The 20,110-nt window shown below is 57.5% G+C and carries 13 protein-coding genes; 12 read left to right on the plus strand and 1 reads right to left on the minus strand.

The features are described from left to right. Positions 1-173 precede the first annotated feature (173 nt). From HU754_RS03705 to HU754_RS03715, 3 genes are all read left to right on the plus strand, one after another. On the plus strand, positions 174-2,603 hold the full coding sequence (locus HU754_RS03705; RefSeq protein WP_186621156.1) for a leucine-rich repeat domain-containing protein: 2,430 nt from the start codon (positions 174-176) through the stop codon (positions 2,601-2,603). A 339-nt stretch (positions 2,604-2,942) separates the two neighbouring features. Then, entirely contained in the window at positions 2,943-3,929 is a 987-nt protein-coding gene (locus HU754_RS03710) for a hypothetical protein (protein WP_186621154.1), read from the plus strand. An 80-nt stretch (positions 3,930-4,009) separates the two neighbouring features. Then, positions 4,010-8,797, plus strand: coding sequence for an RHS repeat domain-containing protein (locus HU754_RS03715; protein WP_186621152.1), 4,788 nt, complete (start codon positions 4,010-4,012; stop codon positions 8,795-8,797). 25 nt (positions 8,798-8,822) lie between these two features. Here the strand turns inward: HU754_RS03715 and queG are convergent, their stop codons facing one another. Next, a complete protein-coding gene (gene queG, locus HU754_RS03720) occupies positions 8,823-9,896 on the minus strand; it encodes a tRNA epoxyqueuosine(34) reductase QueG (protein ID WP_186621150.1) in 1,074 nt (357 codons plus the stop codon). Positions 9,897-9,959: 63 nt separating this feature from the next. On the opposite strand from queG, the gene HU754_RS03725 reads away from it, so the two are divergent. The 9 genes from HU754_RS03725 to hflC all read left to right on the plus strand — a co-directional run bounded on the left by HU754_RS03725 (position 9,960) and on the right by hflC (position 20,037). Further along, positions 9,960-11,459 carry an NAD(P)H-hydrate dehydratase gene (locus tag HU754_RS03725; protein ID WP_186621148.1) on the plus strand — a complete coding sequence of 500 codons (1,500 nt, stop codon included), beginning with the start codon at positions 9,960-9,962 and terminating at the stop codon, positions 11,457-11,459. Further along, the gene (gene tsaE / locus HU754_RS03730; RefSeq protein ID WP_007915806.1) at positions 11,447-11,917 is read left to right on the plus strand and encodes a tRNA (adenosine(37)-N6)-threonylcarbamoyltransferase complex ATPase subunit type 1 TsaE; all 471 of its coding nucleotides are present in this window, start codon (positions 11,447-11,449) and stop codon (positions 11,915-11,917) included. Before HU754_RS03725 ends, tsaE begins: the two co-directional genes overlap by 13 nt. 57 nt (positions 11,918-11,974) lie before the next feature. Then, positions 11,975-13,348: an N-acetylmuramoyl-L-alanine amidase gene (locus HU754_RS03735; protein WP_437182484.1), complete on the plus strand. Its 1,374-nt coding sequence runs from the start codon at positions 11,975-11,977 to the stop codon at positions 13,346-13,348. Positions 13,349-13,356: 8 nt separating this feature from the next. Continuing rightward, on the plus strand, positions 13,357-15,258 hold the full coding sequence (mutL, locus tag HU754_RS03740; protein ID WP_175559558.1) for a DNA mismatch repair endonuclease MutL: 1,902 nt from the start codon (positions 13,357-13,359) through the stop codon (positions 15,256-15,258). Beyond that, positions 15,258-16,229 carry a tRNA (adenosine(37)-N6)-dimethylallyltransferase MiaA gene (gene miaA, locus HU754_RS03745; protein WP_186621144.1) on the plus strand — a complete coding sequence of 324 codons (972 nt, stop codon included), beginning with the start codon at positions 15,258-15,260 and terminating at the stop codon, positions 16,227-16,229. The genes mutL and miaA overlap by 1 nt, the downstream gene beginning before the upstream one ends. A 95-nt stretch (positions 16,230-16,324) precedes the next feature. After that, on the plus strand, positions 16,325-16,585 hold the full coding sequence (hfq, locus tag HU754_RS03750; RefSeq protein ID WP_007902656.1) for an RNA chaperone Hfq: 261 nt from the start codon (positions 16,325-16,327) through the stop codon (positions 16,583-16,585). A 12-nt stretch (positions 16,586-16,597) separates the two neighbouring features. Next, complete coding sequence (hflX, locus tag HU754_RS03755; RefSeq protein WP_093430181.1) at positions 16,598-17,899, plus strand: ribosome rescue GTPase HflX; 1,302 nt, start codon at positions 16,598-16,600, stop codon at positions 17,897-17,899. A gap of 96 nt (positions 17,900-17,995) precedes the next feature. Continuing rightward, positions 17,996-19,168 (plus strand): FtsH protease activity modulator HflK, encoded by a 1,173-nt coding sequence (gene hflK, locus HU754_RS03760; RefSeq protein ID WP_186621142.1) that lies wholly within the window; start codon positions 17,996-17,998, stop codon positions 19,166-19,168. Further along, complete coding sequence (hflC, locus tag HU754_RS03765) at positions 19,168-20,037, plus strand: protease modulator HflC (RefSeq protein ID WP_016984784.1); 870 nt, start codon at positions 19,168-19,170, stop codon at positions 20,035-20,037. The genes hflK and hflC overlap by 1 nt, the downstream gene beginning before the upstream one ends. Positions 20,038-20,110: the final 73 nt, after the last annotated feature.

Below are 20,110 nucleotides of genomic sequence, written 5' to 3' on the forward strand. Positions count from 1 at the left end.
GATGCAATGCCAGTGGATGTAGTAGATAGATATGCTTTTTGGCATGGTAACTACCGATAAGCTGTGGTGTTCAATTATCAGGTAATTGCATTCAAAGTGCTTTTGCTTATATCGAGTGTTGGCCCCTTCTGTAATGCGGGGCCAACGCAGCCATATCTCAAGGATGAGCAGCCATGACTGGCAAACCGCCAAAGGTCAAACCTGTACCTGCCCCAATCAAAATCCCCGAATTCAGCGTAGACGGTGCTCGCCGGCCACCGTCCGGCTCTTCAGCAATGCCGCACCTGCCTATACCCCGTCACCTCGAAGCGTTGCCCGTTTCCTACGGGCCTGACTCGATCGCAGTGACGCCAGCGATCAGAGTGAGCGTGAACCCGAGGTCATCTGCGATCGATGAGTTCGCGATGCGTGCCGCGAAGTACTCACTGGCAGATTACTGGATACCCGCACCCAAAATCTTCGGTGAAGCCGATGCGCAAGGCATCAGGCTTGTGAAGCAGCGCCAGTACGTGGCCGTGGCCGATGACCATGTCGTGCAAGTGGTGCTGGACGCTGAGAGCGGGCTGTTTCGCGCCACTCTGGCCAGTGAACTCGACCCCTCCGGCCCGCTATTGAAGCCGGACAGCGAAGGCCGGTTCTGGGGGCCGCTGGACAGCGATATCACCCCCTTCACTGACTCAATCTCAGTACAAACCGCAGAACTTTTTCGGCGGATGGGCCGTTCCGTGGCGCAATTTTCCGCCGCCATGGTTGCACGTGTGCTGGCAGTGAGCGGGGTCAATGAACCAGTGCTGCGCGATGTGCTCATGAATGATCGCCCTGCGCCTTTTTTACTGGAGGACACCATCAGGCGATTCGAACTTGATCAGACGATTCAGGCACAGGGACGCGGGGCCGCCCCTGAGCGATTCAGGCGGTTCAAGGATCTGGAAGATGCCTTTGAATCCGATTGCGACGAAAACACTTTTCGGATGCGCCGGGTGTTTCCACATCTACCGAAAACCGCTGCGCAGGCGATATGGCGCAATATGAGCGCTGCCGAGCGTTTACATATGCACAACCGGCCAGGCATGCCTCAGCGAGTGGCGAAAGAGGCACTGGTGGCGCTGCGAGACATTCGCCTGGCAAGGGCCGTGGAAGGCATTCACTTAGAGGCCGTAGCCAACCCGGACAGTGATCGGTTAGTGCTGCATATGCTCGGAAATCTGGCGAATTGGCCGCGGCAGACGCGTGTCGAGATTCGCCAAAGTACGATGGACGGGCATGTCCTGAGCGCTATCGGCGATGCCCGATCACCGTTTCGTCACATACTGATCCGTCAGGATGATGGCTATGTCCTCCAGAGCAGCGACGCCCAATCACCCCGGAAATCGAAGGACCTGTACTCAACCATCTGGTTTCTGTTGTCGCCCGGGCATCGTCAGTTGCTGGGTGTGACAGAAGATGGTGGTGCGGCGTTGCAACAGTGGGTCCGCGCGCAGCCGTTGCCATCACGCCAAACTGTGAGTGAGTTGTTGGGGATGGCGCCGCTTGCGGTCACCGTTGATCCTGCCACTGCACAACACCGGCAAAAGGGGCAGTTGCGTGGCGGCGGCGACAACAACCCGACATCGACCAGGTCCGTTGCCGACCGTGTGCGTGATCTTTATCCGCATCTTCCAGATGAGGAGGTGACGGCATTTATCACCGAGCGTTTGAAGAGTGATCCATCCGGCGTATTGCTGCGCCTGGAAAAAGAATTTGCGACATTGCGTAATGAACTGGCGATATGGAATGCCGATGGGGCGTCATCTCATACGCAGACGTCGGAACCAGAGGGAGCGTCGACGCTTGCCGAACGACGCCAGGCTCGCGAGAAGTTCAGCGCAAAGCTGCAAGATATCTGGCAGCGCAAGTCGGTTTCGAGGTGGGGCGAGGGGGATTATTATTTTTCTCACTATGTTGATTTTTCGGGTGAGTTACCAAGGTTGTCCGCCCGATTTGAATATGTAGCAGAGTTGATATTGACCGCAAATGAACCGGGTGCACGGATAGGTGCGTTTCTCGACAGCTTTCCGAATATTCAATATTTGGGAGTCGTTGGCATAAAAATGGAGGGATTCCCGTCAGGAATATTTCAAATGCGCCAGTTAAGCGAGCTTACGCTGGACGGGTGCTCGCTAAAACTATCCGAGGTCACAGCTGAAGGATTGTCCAGAATCGAAACGCTGACCCGATTGAATCTGGCAAACAATCCTCTGACAGTTGCTCCGCATGTAGGCTACATGGCCGGTTTAACCGGATTGATGCTGAGCAACGCACATCTTTCCAGCGTTCCTTCAGGCATAGATTCGCTCAGGAAGCTGGGGGTCGCGGCATTGCATGATAATAATATTTCTGACGTGGGATATGAATTGTTCGAGATTCCCGATACGCAGGATCTATTCATTGGTTTATTGAATAATCCGCTGAGTGACGCGTCAAGGCAACGGATTAGTCAGTATCTTGAAAACTCCAGTATGGATCGGAAGGTGGAAATCCAGACGGAGGAGGTGGTTTTCGAATCTGACTCCGATAGCGAGTCCTCGGAAAGCGGATTCTCGACAGGCTCAGACAGTGACTGAATATTGGTGGAAGTAACCGCTCCTTTGTTTTTCTAACATAACCTGACAAGAATAAACTGCCCGTTGGCTCCTCTTTTGATTCTGTGCAGTTGAGATCAGGAGGGGAGCAAATTGTTGAGTGCTGAAATCAAAGGGGCAGGCGGAGTGTGGTTGAAGTTTGCTTGATGTGGTCTGCGATTGTTGAATGTATTAGCATTTGTGAGGGTTGTTGGGGTTGATGTTGAAATATTACTTTCTCATAATTTGTCGAATGTCGCGGCTGTTCTTATTTAAATCGATCGTCAATAGTTTGCTGAGTCCTTAGAGGGCGAAGTGTATTAATCAGCAAGGTATTGATAAATGTTTGATGAGCAAATTGGTATTTCCCGTATCGAAGTTAAACTCGATGCCACAAGGTCGGGCCAGCATAAAGTGCTTTATGCCAACGGGCGCATGCAGGTGCGTGTTTTGGTGCTTCTGCACGGGATCGATAACAATGGTGATGGCGCATCTCTGTATGGGCATCCCGCCCTGCAATCACTGCGGTTGATCGCCTATAACGGCGCGCGGCCTCTGGAGGGAGACTGGAGCGTATCGCAGCAGGAAAATCGTTATGCTCACGAAATGTCGGGTGGTGCGCCGCGAGTTACCGAAGTTCCACGTGCCACGCACAATCGGATAAGTGACGAGTCTGATCCCGTGCAGATTTTCCAGTTTTGGGTTTCGGCCACCAGGCCCGGAATCATGGAAGTGGCCGCCGAAATTCTCGTGGATGGCGTGTTATTGCGAAGTAACGGAATCGGCTTTGACAGCAGTGTTACGCTGGAGGCAATTCCGCCGAAAGAATATTCGCTGAAGAGCTTTACATTCAATGAATATGGTATCAAACAGCAGAAAGCACAATATGACTGGGTTCAAAGTCATCACATTGGGCTGCACGCGGACGGCAGGCAGATTCACCTGCTTGACTGGTACAGCAGTGAGGTAAAACTTGATCCTTATGATTCCGAAGATGCGGTGCAAGTCTATGCCTCCGGAAACATTCCTGGTACTCGCGATGGGCGCAGAAATTTTTACGGTTACATGGCGCCCATCTACGGCCTGAAAGCAAATTTTCGCAGTCCCCTCGGTATTATGAACGTGCCGATCAACAATGTGCCTGGGCAACTGACGCTTGTTCAATATATTTCCGCTGACCTGCAAGTGGGGCGGGAAAGCGAGGGTTCATTCGAGTTTGCAGTGATCGATGAGTTTGGCTCGGAACACAGGCTGTGTATCGAAGGTAATAAAGAGCAGCGCACTTTTATTCTGGGTGAGTCCAAGCGATCAATGAAACAGCTTGTCTGATTTCATAATGTGGTCAGCGATGTTTGCTGGCCAAGTTTGCGAGTCAATATCTGGATCTTGAAATAAAAGGACGTTTTTCAATGGAAAGTAATTTATCTGCCGCTGTTCATTCAAATGCTTTCAACTTCGGTGAATTTGTCTCCGGAGGTGTTGATCCCCGCACCGGCATGTATACGTGCTCGTTTTCGTTAGGAAAGTTGCACTCGTCGGATCTTAACGGCCCTGAGTTCGCACTTTCACTGAGCTTCAATCCGCTTAATCAGACGGACTTTGGTTTTGGCATTGGTTGGTCTTTGACCCTGACCAATTACGACTTGCGCAGCAAAGTCATGACGCTGTCCAACGGTGAGCGCTACAAGGCTGTAGAAACGTCCACCGGTCTGAAGTTCAAGGAAATGAAGTTGCAAACGGCAAAGGTGCTGGTGACCGGAGCAGGGCGCTATGAAGTTCGCTACAAGGATGGTCGACGTGAACTGCTCAAGGTCCTGGCTGGCACTCAGGTCGCTGTAGCAGAAAAAATAATCGCGGCGAACGGTGTGAGCATCGCTTTGAAGCACGAGTTGTTCAACCAGTTTCCCAGGTTGAGCGAAGTCCGTGACAGCAAACGATGCCTGCTGAAAATCACACGCAGTGCAGGTCAGGTAACGTTGACCCGATATCCCGACACCTCGTCCGGGTCCGAATCCAGGTTGATCTTGAAAAACAGTCGGGTAACGGCAATCGAGCTTCCGGTCGGTAAAGGTTGGGAGCTGGAATATGAAGTGATTGATGACGCCAGCTATTTGCACCGCGTCGTCAATCCATTACGCGGCGTCGAGATCATTCGATACAAGCGGCAGGGTCATGGCTTCGAAAGTGGTGTGGAACGAACACTGCCGTTTGTTATCGCTCACGATACCTACCCTGGGCGCGGCCAGCCCAGACTCTGCAAGACATACACTTACTCCGACCGCAACTTCCTTGGGCAAGGCCTTCTCCCGGCCACGGACAATGACCTGGATCCTCTTTATCTGGCGCCCGGCGATTATGTCTACACCTCGGACGAACAGTTGTTGGTAAGCGGCAGAGTACATACCCGTATTAAACGCACCTACAACAAGTTCCATCTGTTGGTGGCTGAGGTTACAACCTGTGGCGACGCCCAGATCGCCACCGCCACGGAGTATCACTGTTCCGTCATCAAACCCTTCAATGAGCAGGTGGCTCAGTTCCGCATGCCGAAGGTCCAGACGGTGACTCACCTTGATCGGCGCACCCGACAGCAGCGTGTGGAAACCACAACCACCGAATTCGATCACGAAGGCAACTTGCTCAAGCACGTCGAGCCAAGTGGGGTGACGACTGAGACGGAGTTTTATCCGGCAAGTGGTGGAGATAATTGCCCGGAGGATCCGCTGGGTTTCTCCAGGTTCGCGAAAAAGAGGACGGTCACCGCTGCCGCGGCGGATGGTGCTTCGACTGTCACGTATTACGACTATGCGCTACATGCCGCACTGGAAGGTACGGAACTGGCATTTGTGTTACCGGTTGAGGAGCGTTTTTACGAAGTTCTGGAAGGTGTTGAGGTCTTGCGCTCGAAAACCGAGCGCAGTTACCTGAATACGCCCAAGGACCCGCTCAAACACGGGGCCACACAGCAGCAAAGTATCATTCTCAATGATAAAAAAACCTCTACTGAGTTTTCCTATGAACTTGCGGGTGACCGGTTGCGGGTCAAGTCCAGCACACGGGGATTTGACGGCGCGTTGCAGAGCAGTGAGAAGGTGCTTTCGACACTGACCGGATTACCGATGTCGGAGGTCGGTGTCGATGGCGAACACATCGAACATGAATACGACGCAATCGGCCGGGCAGTGTGCAAAACGGTTGCGGCCGGCACCCCTTATGCGGCTGCTACCCGGTGGGTCTATCTGGCCGCCAGCAAACAGCAGCCGGCCACAATGGTGACCACCGATCACGCCGGAGGCGAGCAACGAGTGACCTATGACGGTCTCGAACGTGTGATCACCGTTCAGGAAAAGGACTGCGACCATCCCGACAAGGACGGGCTCATCCCGACTCGCATGCTTTATTCCGCCCTGCATGATTCGGTCGGTCACAAGGTGAAAGTGACGCTGACCGATTGGCGTGATGGCAAGCCCTATCCGCTCAGCACCCGCTACGAATTCGATTCCTGGGGTCAGGTCAACAAGACGCTGCATGCCGATGGGCGTATCGAACACAGCGAGACGGATCCTGTCCTTCGCCAGCAAACCCATTGGCTCCAGGGGATGGGCAAGACACTCACCCTCATCAATGATTTCGGTAAACCGCTCAGTGTCGAGAGCTTCAATCTGAAGAACAAGAGTCTCGGCAAAATCGTTTACACCTATGACGGGTTAGGGCGCACAACCAGCGAGACAGATCCTGTCGGCAATATCACTCGATATGAATACGACGTTTTTGACCGGATAATCCGCAGTGTCCTGCCTGATGCGAGTGCGGTAGTGACCGACTACGCCGAACATAGCGATGCCGGGTTACCGATCGGCATCAAGGTCGGTGACACGGTATTGGGGCAGCAAACTTATGATGGTTTGGATCGTTTGATACACAGTACCGTAGGCGGACGAAAGTCCGAGGCGGGTTATGAAGCGGGCTTCACTCAGCCGCAGTGGTACAAGAGTGCTGATGGCACAAAAACCGAATTCACTTATTTGCGCGATCTGGGCGGTTTACTGACGGAGCGCAAGTCAGGTGCATTGCTCACGACCCTGACTTACGACCCCGCCAGTGGCAATCCCTTGGCCTGTACCGAAAACGGCAGGGAGCGCAGCTTCACCTATTACCCTTCCGGACGCCTCAAATCCGAAACGACGACCTTCGGCGCTATCACAAAATCAACGTCCAGTACCTGGTCCCTGCAGGGACGACCGATCACCCATGTCGACGTACTCGGAGCCGAAAGCAGATCCGAATACGATAAGCACGGCCGCCTGTTATCCACCTCTCAGGGTTCGTTGAAAACCGAATTCCACTACGCCATCCAGACGGGGATGCTGGACTGGACGAAAACCGAAGAAACGTCGATCAAGCGGCAGATGATCACCCGGTTTGCCTATGACGATATCGGTCGTGAAACCCGCCGTACGTTCGAGATTCAGGGCCAGCCCGACCAGACGCTGGAATCGACTTACACGCTTGCCGGCAAACTGGCGCAGAAAGTCTCCAGGCGCGGCACGCAACTATTGCGCGACGAACAATTCACCTACGATGTGCGCGGGCGACTGATCCAGTACGACTGTGCTGGCACCCAAAAGCCCCGCGATCCGTATGGCAAGGAAATTGTCCAGCAGACGTTCACCTTCGATGCGCTGGATAACATTCTGACCGTGCAGACGAAGTTCCCGCTGGGCATGAATCTGACCACCTTCAGTTATGACAATCCTGATCCTGTACAGCTCAGTGCAGTCAAACATTCCCATGCCGACTATCCACCGGCAGTGACACTGGAATACGACGCCAACGGCAGGATGATCAAGGACGACCAGGCGCGAACCCTGGCCTATGACGCATTCGGACGTCTTGAGCAGTTGTCCAGCGCAGGGGGATCAGTCATTCGTGGCTACCATTACGACGGCTTCGACGATCTGGTCGAACTGTCGCAACCCGACAAGGTGATTACGCAGCGTTACTACCATGCGGGCCGGGTCGCCAATGAGGTGAGTGGTGAAAATTCGTCCAGTGTTGTGCGTCACGGTGGAGCGCTTGTGGGGCAACAGCAGCTCGGTTCGAACGCCGGCGCGCAGCTGTTTGGTACCGATCAGCAGCAAAGCGTGCTGGCAACGCTGGACAAGGAACAGCTCACCGATTGCGCTTACAGCCCTTACGGGCACCGCCCTGCCGAAGGTGGATTGTTCAGCCTGGCAGGGTTCAACGGCGAGCAACTGGATCCGGTGACCGGGTTGTATGTGCTGGGTAACGGTTACAGAGCCTATAGTCCGACACTGATGCGTTTTCTCGCCCCCGACAGCATGAGTCCGTTCGGCGCGGGCGGATTGAATGCCTACAGTTATTGCCTGGGCGACCCTGTCAATCGTGTTGACCCTACCGGACATATATCCTGGCAAACGATCCTGGGCATCGGCCTCAGTATTCTCGGGGTTGTGGCCAGCGTACTGACGATGGGCGCGGCGACGCCATGGGCAGTGGCGGCATTGGGGCTGGCGGTTGCTTCAGGTTTGGCGGGTATCGCCAGCGAGCTGGCCAATGAGCTGGCACCGGGTTCTCAAGCAGGCGAGATATTGGGCTGGATCAGTTTTGGTCTTGGGCTGGCTTCGCTGGGTGCAGGTATGGCAGCGGGTGCAAAAGCTGCAGTGAATGCAGGCAGGAAGATGGCTTCAGCCTTTAGCAAAGGGCTCAGTCCCGATGGCAAGCAAACAGCCAAAGCGGCAAAACATTTCAAGAAGCCTGGAAAAGGCGCCAAGGCTGCGAGCAAAAAAACCAAGGCACCCGTGGAAACAGTGCCGGATGAACCTTGGCAATTGCACAGGGCCACCGGGACGGATGACGTGCTCAGCGCCACCGGTTATAAAAATTATCAGGATAAGGCTGACGATTTCTACAAACTCATTGAAAGCAATAAGTCCCCCCGCGAAGCAGCTAGGGAGATGACTCTGGCGTACTCGGAATTAGCCAAATACAGCCAAACAAGAAAGTTAACGCATGTTTATATGACGAAGACCACTGGAGGCACGGATCGTATTTACCTTCTAGAGGACAGTGCAACGAGAGTTTGCAAAGTCATTCAGTCGGGCGGCCATTGGTCTAACGGGCAAACCTCCGGAAGAATAAGAGCGGCTGAAAAGATAGATACAAGTCGCATGTGAGCAGCCTGATTACGTTACTTGCCCATTATGAGTTTGAAGGTCTGGAGTGCCGTCCCAGTGCCCACTCCACATGTTCCCTGACCAACTCTGACGGATAATCCCGTCGCGCCTTCAACGCTTCCAGCACCGGAATCGTTGAAGGCGCATTGCCCAGACCGACCGCCAGATTCCGCAACCAGCGCTCATACCCGGCACGCCGCAACGGCGAACCTTCAGTGCTGCTCAAGAACTTCTCCTCATCCCACAAAAACAACTCGGCCAACTCGGCGTTATCGAGATTGTGCCGTGGCTTGAAATCGCTTTCCCCGGAAGGCTTGGCGAAACGGTTCCACGGGCAGCAAATCTGACAGTCATCACAGCCGAACACGCGATTGCCGATCAGCGGTCGCAGATCCTCGGGGATTGCGGTTTTCAGCTCGATGGTCAGATAGGAAATGCAGCGCCGCGCGTCCAGCACGTAGGGACCGACGAAAGCATTGGTCGGGCAAATGTCGAGGCACGCAGTGCAGCGGCCGCAGTGTTCGCTGCTGTGCGGTTCGTCCACCGGCAACGGCAGATCGACGAACAGTTCGCTCAGGAAGAAATAACTGCCGGCCTTGCGATTCAGTACCAGAGTGTTTTTGCCGATCCAGCCCAGCCCGGCCTGTTCGGCGATGGCTTTTTCCAGCACCGGGGCGCTGTCGACAAACGCGCGGAAACCGAACGGGCCGATCTGCGCTTGAATCTTGTCGGCCAATTGCTGCACACGTTTACGGATCAATTTGTGGTAATCGCGGCCCAAGGCATAACGCGACACGTAGGCTTTTTCCGGTTGCGCGAGCATTTGCGCCATTTGCGTGTCGCCGGGCAGGTAGTCCATGCGCAGCGAGACCACGCGCAACGTGCCCGGCACCAGTTCTTCGGGGTGCGAGCGTTTGCTGCCATGGGCGCCCATGTAGTCCATTTCGCCGTGGTAGCCGGCCTCGAGCCAGCGCGCGAGGTGCTGCTCATGCTCGGCCAGATCCAGGCCGCTGATGCCGACTTGCTGGAAGCCCAGCTCGCGGCCCCAATCCTTGATCGATTGGGCGAGGGCGGGCAGGTCTGTGGTGATGGCGGACATGAGGCGAGAGAAACCGGAGCTGAGGTGCGTATAATTCTGCCAGACATCGGAGCCCGAAGACGCATGCCGCACACGAAAGATGAATTACCCGACGCGCTGTATGGCGCCGCACAGGTGCGCGAACTCGATGCACGGCTGATTGCTGCCGGTACACCGGGCTTCGAATTGATGCAGCGCGCGGCCCATGCGACGTGGCGCGCATTGGTGCGGCAGTGGCCTTTGGCGACTGAACTGACGGTGCTGGCCGGGCATGGCAACAATGCGGGAGACGGTTATCTGGTCGCGGCCATGGCCCAGCGAGCCGGGTTGCTCGTGCGGGTGTTGGCGGTCGGTGATCCCCGGCAATTGCAGGGCGACGCAGCGTCAGCCCATGCCGAGGCCTCGACGCACGGTGTGGCGATTCAGGGCTGGAGCGCTCACAGCGAGTTGCGCGGGGTCATCCTCGATGCCCTGCTCGGCACCGGTCTGAGCGGCGACGTGCGTGAGCCGTATGCCACTGCGATCAATGCGATCAACGTCAGTGGTTTGCCGGTTGCTGCGGTCGATATCCCTTCCGGATTGTGTGCCGACACTGGGCGAGCGCTGGGTGTCGCGGTCTGTGCCGATCTCACGGTGACCTTTATTGGTCTGAAGCTTGGGCTTTTCACCGGTGACGCGGCGGATCATGTCGGCGCGCTGCTGTTCAACGATTTGCAGGCGCCAGCGGAAACTTACCGTGACATTCCTGTCCGCGCCCAGCGACTCAATGCCGCTAATCTTCCTCGATTGGCGCCGCGCGCACCGGCGTCGCACAAGGGCCGTTTTGGCCATGTGCTGCTGATCGGTGGCGATCACGGATTTGGCGGGGCAATTCTGCTCAGCACCGAAACGGCTCTGCGCAGCGGCGCGGGCATGGTTTCGCTGGCGACCCGTCCCGAGCATGTGCCAGCAGCCCTTACCCGTGTGCCGGAAGCTATGGTTCTTGGCACCTCTTCGGCCAATCAGTTGATGGGTTTGCTGGAAAAAGTCTCGACGCTGGTCGTCGGTCCTGGCCTCGGCCAGGCCAGTTGGGGCCGCGCATTACTGTCGGCGGCGGCCAACGCGGCATTGCCGCAAGTGTGGGATGCTGACGCACTGAACTTGCTGGCCAGCGGTTTCGTTCAATTGCCCAAGGATTGCGTGATCACCCCGCATCCAGGCGAAGCGGCGCGCTTGCTGGGCATCAGCACCGCCGACGTGCAGGCGGATCGTCCCGCGGCAGCGTTGGCGCTGAGCAAAAAATATACAGCAGTGGTGGTGTTGAAAGGCGCAGGCAGCCTGATTGCGCATCCCGATGGCCGTTTGGCGCTTTGTCACCAAGGTCATCCGGCCATGGCCACCGCCGGCCTTGGCGACGTGCTCGCCGGTTTGACCGGGGCACTGCTGGCGCAAGGCCTGGACGGTTTTGATGCGGCATGTCTGGCGGTCTGGCTGCACGCCAATGCCGGTCAGCACCAAGGTAAATTCGGCCGTGGGCTGGCGGCCAGTGATCTGATTCCAGCCATTCGTCAGTTGTTGGAGGAGCAAGCACCGTGTCTGAAGTAACCCTGTACCTGGCCGATGAACAGGCCATGAGCGACTTTGGCGCACGGATCGCCCGCGTGACCCAGGGCCATGGCCTGATTTTTCTCGAAGGCAACCTGGGCATGGGCAAAACCACCCTGTCGCGGGGCATCATTCGCGGCTTGGGCCATGTCGGCGCGGTGAAAAGTCCGACCTTCACCTTGGTCGAACCCTACGAAATCGGTGACATCCGCGCCTTCCACTTCGACCTGTATCGCCTGGTCGATCCAGAAGAACTGGAGTTTCTCGGCATCCGCGACTACTTCGAAGATGACGCGATGTGTCTGATCGAATGGCCCGATAAAGGTGCAGGCTTTTTGCCAAAGCCTGACCTGACCATTACCATTAGCCCGCAAGACAGCGGGCGTTCGCTGAAAATTTTATCCCAGGGCTCGCGTGGCGAGGCCTGGTGTGCCGCTTTGGCGTTGGAATCCAATTAAATGATGGGGTTAGGTATGCGCTTTCGCGCGTTGGTGGCTGCCGCTGGACTGTTGTTGATGGCAGTGACTGTCAACGCCGTGGCCGATTCAAAGGTCAACAGCGTGCGCCTGTGGCGGGCGCCGGACAACACGCGACTGGTCTTCGACCTGAGCGGCCCGGTGCAGCACAGCGTGTTTACCCTGACCGCGCCGGATCGTCTGGTGATCGACATCAATGGCGCCACCCTCGGTGCACCGCTGAATGTGCAGACCGCGAACACGCCGATCACCGCAATGCGTTCGGCCCAGCGTACGCCGACTGATCTGCGCGTGGTCATCGACCTGAAAAAAGCCGTCACCCCGAAAAGCTTCTCGCTGGCGCCGAACGCGCAGTACGGCAACCGCCTGGTGGTCGACCTGTTCGATAACCCGGCCGACGCCGCACCGCCGCCTGCGCCGACGCCGCAGGTCGCGACTGTGCCAGCGGTGCCGGTAACCCCGACCGAACCGGCAATCAAGTTGCCGCCAGCCCCGGCCGGCAAGCGCGACATTATTGTGGTGATCGACGCCGGCCACGGTGGCGAAGACCCGGGCGCATCCGGTTCGCGCGGTCAGCGTGAGAAAGACGTAGTGCTGCAGATCGCTCGCGAACTGCAGCGTCAGGTCAACGGCATGAAAGGCTTCCGTGCCGAATTGACCCGTACCGGCGACTACTTCATCCCGTTGCGCGGCCGTACCGAAATCGCTCGCAAGAAAGGCGCCGACCTGTTCGTCTCGATTCATGCTGACGCCGCGCCGTCTGCGGCCGCCTTCGGCGCTTCGGTGTTTGCCCTGTCTGATCGCGGCGCAACTTCCGAGACCGCGCGTTGGCTGGCCGACAGCGAAAACCGTTCCGACTTGATCGGTGGTGCCGGCAACGTCAGCCTCGACGACAAGGACCGCATGCTCGCCGGCGTATTGCTCGACCTGTCGATGACCGCCTCGCTGACTTCCAGCCTCAACGTCGGCCAGAAAGTCCTGACCAACATCGGCCGCGTCACGCCGCTGCACAAACAGCGTGTGGAACAGGCCGGGTTCATGGTGTTGAAGTCGCCGGACATCCCGTCGATTCTGGTCGAAACCGGGTTTATCTCCAACGCCAACGAAGCCAGCAAGCTCTCGGCATCGAGCCACCAGCAAGCGTTGGCCCGTTCGATCAGCAGCGGCGTGCGCCAGTTCTTCCAGCAGAACCCGCCACCGGGCACTTACATCGCCTGGCTGCGTGATTCCGGCAAGATCGCTCAAGGCCCGCGCGATCATCGCGTCGGTCCGGGTGAAACGCTGGCGATGATCGGCGTGCGCTATCAGGTGTCGCCGGCCACGCTGCGCGCTGCCAACAATCTGAAAAGCGATGAACTGAAAGTCGGTCAGCACTTGACCATTCCTGGCACCGAACTGGCGTCCAAAGAATGAACGAAGTGCTGAACGCTGCTGCCCGCATCGAACTGCTCAGCCCACGGCTGGCGAACCAGATCGCCGCCGGTGAGGTGGTTGAACGTCCGGCCTCGGTGATCAAGGAACTGCTGGAAAACAGCCTCGATTCCGGCGCCAAGCGTATTGATGTCGATGTCGAGCAGGGCGGGGTCAAGTTGCTGCGGGTGCGTGACGATGGCAGCGGCATCTCTGCCGATGACCTGCCGCTGGCCCTGGCCCGTCACGCCACCAGCAAGATTCGCAACCTGGAAGACCTTGAGCAGGTGATGAGCCTCGGTTTCCGGGGTGAGGCGCTGGCCTCGATCAGCTCCGTGGCGCGCCTGACGCTGACCTCGCGTACTCGCGATGCCGATCAAGCCTGGCAAGTCGAAACCGAAGGCCGCGACATGGCACCTCGGGTGCAACCGGCAGCGCATCCGGTCGGCACTTCCGTGGAAGTTCGCGACCTGTTCTTCAACACCCCGGCGCGACGCAAATTCCTCAAGACCGAAAAAACCGAGTTCGATCACCTGCAAGAAGTGATCAAGCGTCTGGCGCTGGCGCGTTTCGACGTGGCTTTCCATCTGCGGCATAACGGCAAGACCATTCTCAGCCTGCACGAAGCCCACGATGACGCGGCCCGCGCCCGGCGTGTGGCGGCGATCTGCGGTTCGGGTTTCCTCGAGCAGGCGCTGCCGATCGAGATCGAGCGCAACGGCTTGCACCTGTGGGGCTGGGTTGGTTTGCCGACCTTCAACCGCAGTCAGGCGGATCTGCAGTATTTCTTTGTGAATGGCCGGGCGGTGCGCGACAAACTTGTGGCTCACGCCGTGCGTCAGGCCTATCGCGACGTGCTGTTCAACGGCCGTCACCCGACGTTTGCGCTGTTTTTTGAAGTCGATCCGGCGGCGGTCGACGTCAACGTGCACCCGACCAAACACGAAGTGCGCTTCCGTGACGGGCGCATGGTGCATGACTTCCTTTATGGCACGTTGCACCGTGCTTTGGGCGACGTGCGTCCGGAAGATCAGCTTGCCGGTTCCGTGACCACAGCTGTCGTGCGGCCGACGGGCCTCGATGCCGGTGAGTTCGGTCCGCAGGGTGAAATGCGTCTGGCGGCCAATGCGCTGCTGGAGCAACCGCAGGCACAACCGGCGTTCAATACCTCGTCCGGCGCCAGCGCTGGCGGGGCTTACCAGTATCAATACACGCCACGCCCACAATCAGCGGTACCGCCGGCTGCCGAGGCTCAGGCTGCGTATCGCGAGTTTTTCGCGCCGCTGCCTGAGGCTAATGCCAACGCGCTGCCGGCCGGGCAGGAAGATATTCCTCCGCTGGGTTATGCCTTGGCGCAGTTGAAAGGTATCTACATTCTTTCCGAAAACGCCCAAGGGCTGGTGCTGGTGGACATGCACGCTGCTCACGAGCGGATCATGTACGAACGCCTGAAAATCGCCATGGCCAGCGAGGGGCTGAGCGGTCAGCCGTTATTGGTGCCGGAATCCTTGGCCGTTAGCCAGCGCGAGGCCGATTGCGCTGAAGAGCACGCGGCATGGTTCCAGCGTCTGGGGTTCGAGCTGCAGCGTCTGGGCCCGGAAACCCTGGCGATCCGCCAAATCCCGGCGTTGTTGAAACAGGCCGAAGCCAACCGTCTGGTCGGCGATGTCCTGTCGGACTTGATGGAGTACGGCACCAGCGACCGGATTCAGGCACACCTCAACGAATTGCTCGGCACCATGGCCTGCCACGGCGCGATCCGCGCCAACCGGCGTTTGGCCCTGCCGGAAATGAACGGCCTGCTACGCGACATGGAAAACACCGAGCGCAGCGGTCAATGCAACCATGGCCGACCGACCTGGACCCAATTGGGCCTGGACGATCTGGACAAACTGTTTCTGCGCGGTCGTTGATGAGCCAGCTTCCTCCAGCGATTTTCCTGATGGGCCCGACCGCTGCGGGCAAGACCGATCTGGCCATTGAGCTGACCAAGGTGCTGCCGTGCGAGTTGATCAGTGTCGATTCAGCGCTGGTCTATCGCGGCATGGACATCGGCACCGCCAAGCCTTCGAAAGAACTGCTGGCCGAATATCCGCACCGCTTGATCGATATTCTCGACCCGGCTGAGGCTTATTCGGCTGCGGATTTCCGGCGCGATGCCCTGCAAGCCATGGCCGAGATCACCGCGCGCGGAAAAATTCCGCTGCTGGTCGGCGGTACGATGCTCTATTACAAGGCTTTGGTCGAAGGTCTGGCGGATATGCCAGCGGCCGATGCCGATGTTCGCGCGCAGATCGAAGAAGAGGCTGCACGCCTCGGTTGGCAAGCCTTGCACGATCAATTGGCGAGCATTGACCCGGTGTCAGCGGCGCGGATTCACCCGAACGATCCGCAGCGCTTGAGTCGCGCGCTGGAAGTTTATCGAGTCAGCGGTCAGAGCATGACCGAGCTACGTCAGCAACAATCTTCGCAAAGTACTGAAGCAGCCGCTTCGGGACTGCAACAATTGCCCTATACTGTCGCGAACTTGGCCATTGCCCCGGCGAATCGTCAGGTACTGCACGAGCGCATTAAACAAAGATTCACAAATATGTTGGAACAGGGGTTCCTCGACGAGGTCGTAGCCCTGCGTAAAAGAAGTGACCTGCATTCGGGGTTGCCGTCTATACGTGCGGTAGGCTACCGCCAAGTCTGGGACTACCTGGATGGCAAGCTGACGTTGGCCGAAATGCAGGAGCGCGGCATCATCGCCACGCGCCAATTGGCCAAACGCCAGTTCACCTGGCTGCGCAGCTGGGAAGATATACACTGGCTGGACAGTCTTGATTGCGACAATCTGCCACGCGCCTTGAAATACCTTGGGACCATCTCCATATTGAGCTGAGTCCTTGCAATTGCCGTCTATCCTTGGGGGTGTGGCGGCCAAAGCCATCTGAATTACCTATTTTTTATTATTGAATCCTTAAAGGAGTGCGGCACATGTCAAAAGGGCATTCGCTACAAGACCCTTACTTGAATACTTTACGTAAAGAGAAAGTTGGGGTTTCCATCTACCTGGTCAACGGTATCAAACTGCAAGGCACGATCGAGTCGTTCGACCAGTTCGTGATCCTGCTGAAAAACACCGTAAGCCAGATGGTTTACAAACACGCTATCTCGACAGTAGTGCCGGTTCGTCCAATTCGTCTGCCTAGCGCAACCGAATCCGAAGCAGGTGACGCTGAGCCAGGTAACGCCTGATAGGAGTCTCCTTTGTTCTTTGAGCGCCACGGTGGTGGTGAACGAGTGATCCTCGTTCACTTGGATGGACAGGACCCTGAGGCGCGCGAAGATCCGCAGGAGTTTCAGGAATTGGCTAATTCGGCCGGCGCCGAGACCGTTGCGTTTTTTAACGTACCGCGTCATCGGCCAACCGCCAAATTTCTGATCGGCAGCGGCAAGGTCGAGGAACTGCGCGACCTGGTCAAGGCTGAAGAAGCCGATCTGGTGATTTTCAATCACATCCTCACGCCCAGTCAGGAACGTAACCTCGAACGTGTTTTCGAGTGTCGCGTGATCGACCGTACCGGTCTGATTCTCGATATTTTCGCCCAACGCGCCCGTACCCATGAAGGCAAGCTCCAGGTCGAACTGGCCCAGCTTGACCACATGAGCACCCGCCTGGTTCGCGGCTGGACTCACCTTGAGCGTCAGGGTGGCGGCATCGGCATGCGCGGCCCGGGTGAGACTCAGCTGGAAACCGACCGCCGTTTGCTGCGGGTCCGCCTGCGCCAGATCAAGGGGCGGCTGGAGAAGGTGCGCAGCCAGCGCGAGCAATCGCGACGTGGCCGCTCCCGTGCGGATATCCCTACCGTGTCTTTGGTGGGATATACCAACGCCGGCAAATCGACACTCTTCAACAATGTGACGAAATCCGATGTTTACGCGGCCGACCAGTTGTTCGCCACACTGGACCCGACCCTGCGCCGTCTGGATCTGGACGACCTGGGGCCGATTGTTCTGGCGGATACGGTAGGCTTCATTCGTCACCTGCCGCACAAGCTGGTCGAAGCATTTCGGTCTACCCTCGAAGAGTCGGCCAACTCCGACCTGTTGTTGCACGTGATCGATGCGGCCGAACCGGATCGCATGTTGCAGATCGAGCAGGTGATGGTGGTGCTGGGCGAGATTGGTGCCCAGGACTTGCCGATACTCGAGGTCTATAACAAACTCGATTTGCTTGAAGGCGTTGAGCCACAAATCCAGCGCGACGAAAACGGCAAGCCCCAGCGGGTCTGGCTTTCGGCACGTGATGGCAGTGGTCTGGAATTGCTTGAACAAGCCATTGCCGAATTGCTCGGCAGTGATTTGTTCATCGGCACACTGCGTTTGCCGCAACGATTCGCCCGACTGCGTGCGCAGTTTTTCGAACTCGGTGCGGTGCAGAAAGAAGAGCATGACGAAGAAGGCATCAGCCTGCTGGCCGTTCGTTTGCCCCGGGTCGAGCTGAATCGACTGGTAAGCCGCGAAGGATTGCAGCCGATGGAGTTCATCGAGCAACACACTTTGCAATAAAAGCCTGAAGAAGCGGTTGTGCCGTAACGGCAGGCATTCTGTAGCATTGGTCGGCGCGCCGTGGGTGCGTCTTTGCTTTATCAGATGGAGAGCGCTATGGCTTGGAATGAGCCGGGTGGCAACTCGAATAATCAGGATCCTTGGGGTGGCAAACGCCGCAATAACGGCGACCGCAAGGGGCCACCGGATCTCGACGAGGCCTTCCGAAAGCTGCAGGAAAGCCTGAACGGGTTGTTCGGTGGTGGTAAGAAACGCGGTGGTGATGACGGCGGTGGTTCGGGCAGGAGCGGTGGCGGCTTCGGCGGTCTGCTCGGCATCGGCCTCGTCGTGCTGGCGGCTGTCTGGCTGTACAGCGCGGTCTATGTGGTGGACGAGCAGGAGCAAGCCGTGGTGCTGCGCTTCGGCAAGTACTACGAGACCGTTGGCCCGGGCCTGAATATCTACTTCCCGCCGATCGATAAAAAGTACATGGAAAACGTCACGCGTGAGCGTGCGTACACCAAGCAGGGCCAGATGCTGACCGAAGACGAGAACATCGTCGAAGTGCCGCTGACCGTGCAGTACAAGATCAGCAACCTGCAGGACTTCGTGCTGAACGTCGATCAGCCGGAAATCAGTCTGCAGCATGCGACTGACAGTGCCCTGCGCCACGTGGTGGGTTCCACCGCCATGGACCAGGTGCTGACCGAAGGTCGTGAATTGATGGCCAGCGAAATCAAGGAGCGTCTGCAACGCTTCCTCGATACCTATCGCACCGGTATCACCGTCACTCAGGTCAACGTACAGAGCGCAGCGGCACCGCGTGAAGTGCAGGAAGCCTTCGATGACGTGATCCGCGCCCGTGAAGACGAGCAGCGTTCGCGCAACCAGGCTGAAACCTACGCCAACGGCGTCGTGCCGGAAGCCCGTGGTCAGGCCCAGCGCATCCTCGAGGATGCCAACGGTTATCGCGACGAAACGGTCTCGCGCGCCAAGGGTGAGGCCGATCGCTTTACCAAGCTGGTCGCCGAGTACCGCAAGGCACCTGAGGTTACCCGCCAGCGTCTGTACCTGGACACCATGCAGGAAGTCTTCAGCAATACCAGCAAGGTACTCGTGACCGGCAACAAGAACGGCCAGAGCAATCTGCTTTACCTGCCGTTGGACAAAATGATTCAGAACAGTTCGGGCAGCAATGCACCGGTCACCGGTTCGGCTGCCGCCAACAACACGGACGTCACGCCGCATGTCACTGACCTGCCGCAGTCGCGCACAAGGGAGACCCGCTGATGAGCAATAAATCGCTGATCGCCCTGATCGTTGGCGTTGTTGTGGTACTGGTGGGCTGGAACTGCTTCTACATCGTGGCTCAGACCGAGCGTGCGGTGCTGCTGCAATTCGGTCGCGTGGTTCAGGCCGATGTTCAGCCAGGCCTGCATGTGAAAGTGCCTTACGTTAACCAGGTGCGTAAATTCGACGCACGTCTGATGACGCTGGATGCACCGACACAGCGTTTCCTGACCCTGGAAAAGAAAGCCGTGATGGTCGATGCCTATGCCAAGTGGCGCGTGAAGGATGCCGAGCGCTTCTACACCGCAACTTCCGGCCTCAAGCAGATCGCCGACGAGCGTCTGTCCCGTCGTCTGGAATCCGGTCTGCGTGACCAGTTCGGTAAGCGCACCCTGCACGAGGTGGTGTCGGGTGAGCGTGACGCACTGATGGCTGACATCACTGCTTCGCTGAACAAAATGGCGGAAAAAGAGCTGGGTATCGAAGTTGTCGATGTCCGGGTCAAGGCCATCGATCTGCCGAAAGAAGTAAACCGCAGTGTGTTCGAGCGTATGAGCACCGAGCGTGAGCGTGAAGCTCGCGAGCACCGCGCCAAGGGTAACGAGCTGGCTGAAGGCATCCGTGCCGACGCCGATCGTCAACGCCGCGTGCTGCTGGCTGAAGCCTATCGTGAGTCCGAAGAGGTTCGCGGTGATGGTGATGCCCAGGCCGCTGCGATCTACTCCAAGGCCTACGGTCAGGATCAGGAGTTCTACAGTTTCTATCGTAGCCTGCGCGCCTACCGTGAAAGCTTCGCGAACAAATCCGACGTATTGGTCCTCGACCCAAGCAGCGACTTTTTCCACTACCTGGAAAAGGCCAAGCCTTGATACGCCGTTGACCTGAATCATTCCGCCCGGCGGCTAAAACCTCGGGCGGGGTGATCCTTTGGGAAAACGTGTG

The sequence above is a fragment of the Pseudomonas zeae genome (assembly GCF_014268485.2).
GTDB lineage: Bacteria > Pseudomonadota > Gammaproteobacteria > Pseudomonadales > Pseudomonadaceae > Aquipseudomonas > Aquipseudomonas neuropathica.